This window comes from Colwellia sp. 1_MG-2023 (assembly GCF_030546755.1).
Lineage (GTDB): Bacteria > Pseudomonadota > Gammaproteobacteria > Enterobacterales > Alteromonadaceae > Thalassotalea_H.
Genome location: NZ_JAUOPE010000016.1, coordinates 103308 through 111023 on the forward strand (window position 1 = coordinate 103308; position 7716 = coordinate 111023).

6 protein-coding genes are annotated in these 7716 nt (G+C 35.4%); 3 read left to right on the top strand and 3 right to left on the bottom strand.

What is annotated here, in order from left to right; genetic code table 11:
- Positions 1-86: 86 nt before the first annotated feature.
- Both hrpA and Q4493_RS16165 read left to right on the top strand, forming a co-directional pair.
- Positions 87-4025 (top strand): ATP-dependent RNA helicase HrpA, encoded by a 3939-nt coding sequence (hrpA, locus tag Q4493_RS16160; protein ID WP_303454854.1) that lies wholly within the window; start codon positions 87-89, stop codon positions 4023-4025.
- A 106-nt stretch (positions 4026-4131) separates the two neighbouring features.
- On the top strand, positions 4132-4431 hold the full coding sequence (locus Q4493_RS16165) for a PilZ domain-containing protein (protein ID WP_303454833.1): 300 nt from the start codon (positions 4132-4134) through the stop codon (positions 4429-4431).
- 23 nt (positions 4432-4454) lie between these two features.
- On the opposite strand, the gene Q4493_RS16170 is transcribed toward Q4493_RS16165, so the two are convergent.
- Positions 4455-5645 carry a class I SAM-dependent methyltransferase gene (locus tag Q4493_RS16170; protein WP_303454835.1) on the bottom strand — a complete coding sequence of 397 codons (1191 nt, stop codon included), beginning with the start codon at positions 5643-5645 and terminating at the stop codon, positions 4455-4457.
- 111 nt (positions 5646-5756) lie between these two features.
- Between Q4493_RS16170 and Q4493_RS16175 the strand changes: the two genes are divergently transcribed.
- On the top strand, positions 5757-6026 hold the full coding sequence (locus Q4493_RS16175; protein ID WP_303454857.1) for an acylphosphatase: 270 nt from the start codon (positions 5757-5759) through the stop codon (positions 6024-6026).
- A 13-nt stretch (positions 6027-6039) separates the two neighbouring features.
- On the opposite strand, the gene Q4493_RS16180 is transcribed toward Q4493_RS16175, so the two are convergent.
- Both Q4493_RS16180 and Q4493_RS16185 read right to left on the bottom strand, forming a co-directional pair.
- On the bottom strand, positions 6040-6249 hold the full coding sequence (locus Q4493_RS16180; RefSeq protein WP_303454837.1) for a DUF1653 domain-containing protein: 210 nt from the start codon (positions 6247-6249) through the stop codon (positions 6040-6042).
- Between the two features lie 32 nt (positions 6250-6281).
- Positions 6282-7295, bottom strand: a complete 1014-nt coding sequence (locus tag Q4493_RS16185) for a phospholipase A (protein WP_303454839.1) — start codon at positions 7293-7295, stop codon at positions 6282-6284.
- Between the last annotated feature and the right edge of the window lie 421 nt (positions 7296-7716).

The window sequence follows — 7716 nt, forward strand, 5'->3', positions numbered from 1 at the left end:
GTATTAAACACCAGAATTGATAAAATAAGCTTTTACATGTTTTTCATGAGTTTATTTTGTCTTCTGAAGTTTCTTCTGATAATAGCATCACACTTGATGCACTTTTTCCTTTATTAAACCAAACGCGACTTGCCGATAAGTCGCGTTTTAAAAAACGTCTTCATCAATTAAAAAAATTTAAAGTTTCTGAACAGAAACAGCAAGATAAAAAACAACGTCAAATAAATCAGCTTGCCGAGCAGATAAAAAAGTCTATCTTGCATAAAGAAAATAAGCAGCAGAAAACCCTTCATATACATTACCCTGAAGCTTTACCTGTCTCTCAAAATGTCGACAAAATATCTCAGTTAATTAAAGATAATCAAGTTGTGATTATCGCAGGTGAAACCGGCTCTGGAAAAACAACTCAAATACCTAAAATTTGTTTAGCATTAGGTAGAGGGATCGAAGGGTTAATCGGTCATACTCAACCAAGACGTATTGCTGCTCGAACTGTAGCTACTAGATTGGCTGAAGAGCTTAACAGCACAGTAGGCGATGTAGTTGGCTATAAAGTCCGCTTTACAGATCAAGTTAGTGATAATAGTTATATCAAATTGATGACCGACGGAATATTACTTGCTGAGATGCAAAATGATCGTTTACTAAAGCAATACGATACTTTAATCATCGATGAAGCCCATGAAAGAAGCCTAAATATTGATTTTATATTAGGTTACTTAAAGCAAATACTACCTAAGCGTCCTGATCTGAAAGTTATCATTACTTCTGCAACGATTGATCCTGAACGTTTTGCTGCACATTTTGGCACAACAGATACTGAGCAAGCTCCTATTATTGAAGTTTCTGGACGTACATTTCCTGTAGAAATGTTATATCGGCCATTAAATGAAATGAAAGATAATGACCAAGATGGTCAAGACGATGGCGTTGATGTTATATCTGGCATTTTGCAGGCAGTTGATGAACTTTCTGCCTATGGCCAAGGCGATATATTAGTTTTTTTAAACGGTGAACGAGAAATCCGTGATACAGCCTATGCACTGGAAAAAGCAAATTTACGTCATACCCAAATATTACCGTTATTCTCACGTTTGACAGTACAAGAACAAAACCGTATTTTCCAACCTCATTCAGGTCGTAATATTGTTTTGGCTACTAACGTTGCTGAAACGAGTTTAACGGTTCCGGGGATAAAATTCGTGATAGACCCGGGTACAGCGAGGATCTCTCGTTATAGTTATCGAACTAAAGTTCAACGCTTACCCATTGAAGCCATTTCACAAGCTAGTGCTAATCAACGAGCTGGTCGTTGTGGTCGTGTGTCTGAAGGTGTTTGTATACGCTTATATTCTGAAGAAGACTACCTAAACAGACCCGAGTTTACGGATCCTGAAATATTACGGACAAACTTGGCAACTGTTATTTTACAAATGCTTGCTTTAGATTTAGGCGATATTAATAACTTTCCGTTTGTACAGCCACCAGATAGTAGAAATATTAATGATGGAGTTCGTCTATTAGAAGAACTCAATGCTGTTGATAAAACAGATCAAAACAATAGGTTAACGAAAACAGGGCGGTTGTTAGCGAAATTCCCTGTAGATCCACGCTTAGCTAAAATGGTGTTAACCGCAATAGAGTTAGGTTGTATAGAGCAAATTTTTATAATTGTTGCCGCCTTAAGCATACAAGACCCACGAGAACGTCCTTTTGAAAAACAACAAGCGTCTGATGAACAACATAATCGTTTTAAAGATAAGCAATCAGATTTCATTAGTTTTTTAAATTTGTGGGGTTATGTTAACGATAACCAAAAAGCGTTAACGAATAATCAATTTAGAAAATTATGTCAAAAAGAATTCCTTTCTTATATTCGAATACGCGAATGGCAAGATATTTATAGCCAATTAAAGTTAGCGTTGAAAGACAACAATATTGCGATGTCTTCGGTGACCGTTGACGATGAAAATAGCCAAGGGCAAGATATTATTCATCAAGCCATTTTAAGTGGGCTGTTAAGTCTTATAGGCCAACAAGATGAAAATAGAGAATATAAAGGAGCAAGAGGCACTAAGTTTTTTGTTTTTCCTGGCTCTGCTTTAGCTAAAAAGCCCCCGAAATGGTTGATGGCAGCCGAGTTAGTTGAAACGAGTCGATTATTTGGTCGAATGGTCGCTAAAATAGATCCATTATGGATTGAGCCAATGGCAAACCATTTATTAAAACGGAATTTTAGCGAACCACACTGGGAGAAAAAGCAAGGCTCAGTAATGGGTTACGAGCAAGTTTCTTTATATGGCATGGTTATCGTTGCCAAGAGGAAAATACAATTTAATACCATAGAACCAGATACTTGTCGGGATATCTTTATCAGAGAAGCACTTGTCAATGGTGATGCAAATATTCGAGAATCCTTTTATCAGCGTAATCTTGATTTAGTTAAAGAAGTAGAGAAACTAGAACAAAAAGCTCGACGTAAAGATTTTCTTATTGATGAAGAACAACTTTATCATTTTTACAGCGACAAATTGCCTGAGCATATCATTTGTCAACGAAGTTTTTTATCTTGGTGGAAAAAAACGAAATTAAGCCAGCCTAAGTTGCTTAATTTTACCCGAGAATTTTTACTCAACGAAGACAGCAAAAAAATTACTAAAGCTGAGTACCCTGATATTTGGCAACAAGGGAATTTAAACTTTGCTCTAAGTTATCATTTTACGCCTGGAGATATCGATGATGGTGTTAGTGTCCATATTCCGTTAGGCATTTTAAACCAAGTACAAGAACATGGTTTTGATTGGCAAATCCCTGCATTACGTTACGAATTAATCATAGCGTTAATCAAAGGTTTACCAAAAAGTTTGAGACGTAATTTTGTCCCGGCTCCTAATTATGCTGATGCTTGTATTGCAGCAATTGTGCAAGATGAACAAACTTTACAACAAGCGGTAGCTAAGCAATTACTTAGAATGACAGGGGTTAGATTAGATGAAGAAAGTTGGCAAGATTTAGTACTACCAGTTCATTTACAAATGAATTTTAAAATCATTAACGATAAAGGAAAGGTCATTGAACAAGGCCGAAATTTAACTCAGTTACAAGCAAAATTACAAGGTAAGGTTAAAGCCTCAATTAAACAAGTGGCTGATAAAGGAATAGAACGAAAAGAAATAACCCGTTGGGACTTTTCTAAATTACCGAGCAATTATCAAAAGAAAGTCGCAAACCTAACTATTAAAGCGTTTCCTGCGCTTGTCGATCATAAACAAAGTGTAGCAATTGAGCTATTTGAACACGAAGTACTTGCTGAGCAAGCGATGCTAACGGGAGTTGCACGACTCATTTTAATTAATATTCCGTCACCGATAAAATACCTTCAACAAAAGCTGCCAAATAAAGCTAAGTTAGGTTTATATTTTAATCCTTTTGGTTCAATTAATGATTTATTGCACGATTGTATATTAGCTTCATGTCAATTTTTAGTTAAAGAACAAGCCGAAATTCCGAGAGATGAAGAAAGTTTCAAGCAATGTATGGATTATGTACGTGCTGAAATTGCTGACACAGTTTTAAACTTAGCAATAAAAGTAGAAAGAGTGCTGCAATTATCACACGAAATCACTAAAAAACTAAAAGGTAATGTGCCACTAAACCTCATTCAATCTCACGGAGATGTGAAACAACATTTGCAAAAATTAATTTATAAAGGTTTTATCACACAAGCGGGTTATCAACGTATGGCCGATATTGAACGTTATCTAAAAGCAATACAACGACGATTAGAGAAGTTACCTATTGATCCCAATCAAGATCGTTTAAAAATGATAGAAGCAGAAAAAGTTGAACAACAGTTTTTGCAAGTTCAAGCAAAAGTGAAACAAGACCTTGCTGTATTAGCCGAAATCAATGAAGTACAGTGGATGATTGAAGAATTAAAGGTATCTTTGTTTGCGCAAAATTTAAAAACACCTTATCCAATATCAGTGAAACGCATTACCAACCATTTGAAAGAATTTAGTTAAATTTTTACTTTGGCTGTGACTTACTTTGTTAAGCTGATATTTGACATGTTTTAGCGCAATGCGTATAAAAGAAACAAGAAATTATCAATAGGCCAATGGAGTAGTGATGGTTAATTATGATGATAAGCGTGATTTTTATCGTATGATGTTAAACAGCGATGTATCAGTCACCATTATAGACGATGAAGCAAATAGTACGATATTTGCCACATGTCGAGATTTAAGTGCAACAGGTATGGCAATTGAAATGTCACATCCGCTTGAATTAAATACTAATGTCAGAGTAAGTGTTGAATCTTCAGGCAGCACAGTACAACCTTTAGATGTTCAAGGTAAAGTGGTACGTGTTACAGAAGAAAGTACTGATACTTATTTAATTGGTATTAACATTGCCGAAATAGACTAAAAACTGAAAATAACGTTCAGTTTTTAGTCAACTTGGCAAACCAAGCCTTTTAAATAATAGCCTTCAGGGTAATTTGAAGAAACAGGGTGATCTCCTGCTTGGTGTAACCTTTCTACAATATACGCATTACGTTTTGCGTCTAATGCAGCGTCTGCAACAATTTTTTGGAATAAGTTACTTTCCATCAAACCTGAACATGAAAAAGTTAATAAAATCCCATTTGGTTTTAATAACTGCATCGCCAACATATTAATGTCTTTGTATCCACGACAAGCGCCGGTAAGTTGTGCCTTTGATTCAACAAACTTAGGTGGATCTAAAATTATCATATCAAACGTTCGTTTTTCAGTGCGAAAACGTCTTAGCAATTTAAAAACATCTTCTTTGATAAATGAAACATTTTTATCCGCTAAATTATTTAATTGCAGATTATGATCTGCCGTATCTAGAGCCGGTTGTGAAACATCAACATTAATTACTTCTTTAGCGCCATTTGCGGCACAGTGTAGCGAAAAAGTGCCCGTATATGAAAAGCAATTTAATACCGTTTTATCTTTTGCATATCGCCCGGCTGCAACACGAGAGTCTCGTTGATCTAAATAAAAACCTGTTTTATGACCCGTTGCAACATCCACGTGAATATTAATGCCATGCTCTTGAATCACGGTACTCGTAGAGGCTTGCGGCTCAGTTAACCAACCAGTCACAGGCTCTAAGCCTTCTTTTTTACGCACATCAACATCTGAACGTTCATAAATATGACAAGTTGGATATAATTCTTTTAAACAATCAACTAAGGTATATCGATGAAAGTCTGCACCAGCGCTTAACAACTGACAAACAATTAAATCATTGTATTTATCTATTGTGACACCTGGTAATCCATCTGATTCACCAGCAATTAGTCGGTAGCCTGTTAATTGACCTTGCTCGATAAACCAATCCCGTCGTTGTTGCGCGTTTAATATTTTCTTACGAAAAAAATCTCGATCAATTTCTTCGGTTTCATCAAAACTCCAAATACGAATTCTTATTTGTGATTCTGGAGAATATGCTCCTTTAGCAAGCCAATTTCCCTTGTTATCTAAGACGTCTACGGTATCTCCTAACATAGGATTACCTTTTATTTTATTGACAGCTTTAGAGAAAACCCAAGGATGTTTTCTTAACAAAGATTTTTCTCGCGAAACTTTTAAATAAATTCTTGCTGACATTTGCCTATACTTAATATTACAAGGTTAATTTGCGCCGAGTTTAGTCAATGCTTAGCGCAGACGCAATCTTCTAATGGATTTATTTATCATAAAAATAAGAGAGATGAAGTGATGAATGTTAGTTATTTAGCTCATATTAGTGGAAAAGTGCAGGGTGTATATTTTCGTGCATCTAGCCAACAAAAAGCAATTGAGTGTAGTTTAAGTGGTTATGCACGGAATTTAGCCGACGGAGATGTTGAAGTGTTGCTTTGCGGGGAAGAGAAAAATGTGGATGAAATGTTAGAATGGTTAAACCATGGTCCACCTTCAGCAACAGTTTCTCATGTAAAGACGAAGCAAGTTCCTTGGCAAGATCATAATCATTTTTCTATTGGGTAAATACAACAAATGGCTATTCTTCGACAAAGGTAAAGCGTTTGAACGTTTTACCTTCCCGCTCAATAATTTCATCAAACATTGAAAGGGGTCTTATCCAAATTTCTCTATCGCCATATTCAGGCTGATATACAACGTGTTCCTCTTCTGTTTCGCTGTGTTTAGCAATGTGTAACACTTGATAATAATTACCTTTGAAATGTTGATATCGACCTGTTTTTAACATTTTATTTCTCGAATTTGACAATAATATTTACATTATAAAAGATTGGTTAACGCAATACCTAAGCCGAAACGTTGTTGACTATGATTATAATCAATTAAACTTTCGCCATAACCGGCAGTATATTGTGCATAGCCCCTTAACTTTCCCCAAAGAGGGAAAGTAAAACTAAGTTCCATACCGCCTTTGTGATGTGAAAAATTATGCCGACCTTCAAACGACAAAACATATTTTGACCATTTATGCGCGATGCCTAATTCAAAATGCCCCATGTAATCACTTATATCTGGGTTATCATCACCGTCAGAGGCTAAATAATTTTCCTTTTCTTTTTCTTTAAGCCTGAACCATGGTTTAAAAGATAGTGCGAAATTATCTTTTTCTAGTAAAAAGTTAACATACACACGATTCCAACTACGTGATAAAGGTTGTGAACGACCATTTGATTGATGTTCGGCTCCAATAGCAAAACCAGTATTACTACCTAAGGGATGCCAATTTAACGGAGCAACATAAAACATCTCAGGTTGATAATTAGTTTCTCTAAACGGTTTTGAAATATTGTTGGAATACAATTGCCACCAAGACTGTAACGTAAAACCAAAGTGCAAACTATCACCTTCAATAAAGATATCATTTTTATTCAATGGTACTTTAATACTGAGTTGAAATTTTGCTTCAAAATTTTCTAAATTATCTTCCCAGTTATCAAAATTATCGTAGGCATATGCTTCTTTATTGATCCTATTTGACATTGAAAACGGCAATATATAATTCATCTTATGTGGTGTTATTACATAAGGGTCAAATGCAGCGATTCGTTCTGAAATCAATCGATTTGAGATAGCGCCAGTTTTAATTTTTCTTTCTTTTAATCGGTCACACTTTTCTTTAATTTGTGTTGTGGTAAGTTCTTCTTCGGCATTTTTAATTGCTTCTAATAAACAAGCATCTCGTAAATTTTGAGCATTGGCATTATTGCTTTGCAACAATAAAAAGCAAACAGATATCAGCAAAGCAAATGATATATCTATTTTAAAAAGAGTCATTTAAATAAATTAATTAGAATAGAATGGATAAGGCTAGGATATAACTTGCAAGGGTGGCAATCAATCTTTAGTTGTTAAAGGAAATACCTTTATGAGTTATAAGTATGAAAAGTTGCCTTGTATAAAGCTTGGCTTATAGTCAATGTTTAAATATTGCTTGCGGGAGATCTTTAATTTAATAATGAGTGAACTGCCTACCTAAAGTCGTACATAAGATTAAATGGTAATTAAGATTCAAGAAGGAATAAAGAATTGGTTGCGGGAGCCCCTTATTTTTGAAGAGAGCGAACTGACGACCTAAGGTCGTACATAAGATTAAATGGTAATTAAGATTCAAGAAGGAATAAAGAATTGGTTGCGGGAGCCAGATTTGAACTGACGACCTTCGGGTTATGAGCCCGACGAGCTACCAGGCTGCTCC